This window comes from Gilliamella sp. Pas-s95, from assembly GCF_009795795.1.
GTDB classification, from domain to species: Bacteria; Pseudomonadota; Gammaproteobacteria; order Enterobacterales; family Orbaceae; genus Gilliamella; species Gilliamella bombicola.
Genome location: NZ_WTFC01000102.1, coordinates 1 through 341, shown reverse-complemented (window position 1 = coordinate 341; position 341 = coordinate 1). Strand labels below are relative to the sequence as shown.

At 38.7% G+C, this 341-nt stretch carries 1 protein-coding gene; it reads left to right on the top strand.

Going from position 1 to position 341, the window contains the following annotated elements; all coding sequences use genetic code 11:
• Positions 1 to 274 (top strand): hypothetical protein (locus GQ598_RS11170; RefSeq protein ID WP_237410363.1); only part of this gene is annotated, 274 nt, incomplete at its 5' end.
• Positions 275 to 341: the final 67 nt, after the last annotated feature.

Here is a 341-nt window from a genome sequence, read left to right as displayed (position 1 = left end):
GTATAAGCCGATAATGCCTGTGAATCAAACGAATACGGCAATAGCAACAACGGTGCAAAGAGCAACGATGACTTTGATAAGGAAGGTAAAAGCTTCGGCCTTGGCGAGTTCGCTAAGCTCGATGATTTCGGTAACTTCGATGATAAAAATGAGAATTGAGTCTGATTTAGACTACGGTGAAATTGCAGTAGATTTAAGACATAGGTTTGGCAGGCCAGATGCCAGATGCCAGATGCCGATTATGATAGCGCATTTTGATTATCCTGTCAAATAAATTTCTGTTTTATTTATATTTTTTGTAATTGACTGCTCAGCTAATGAGCATTTCCTTGCTTTAAAAG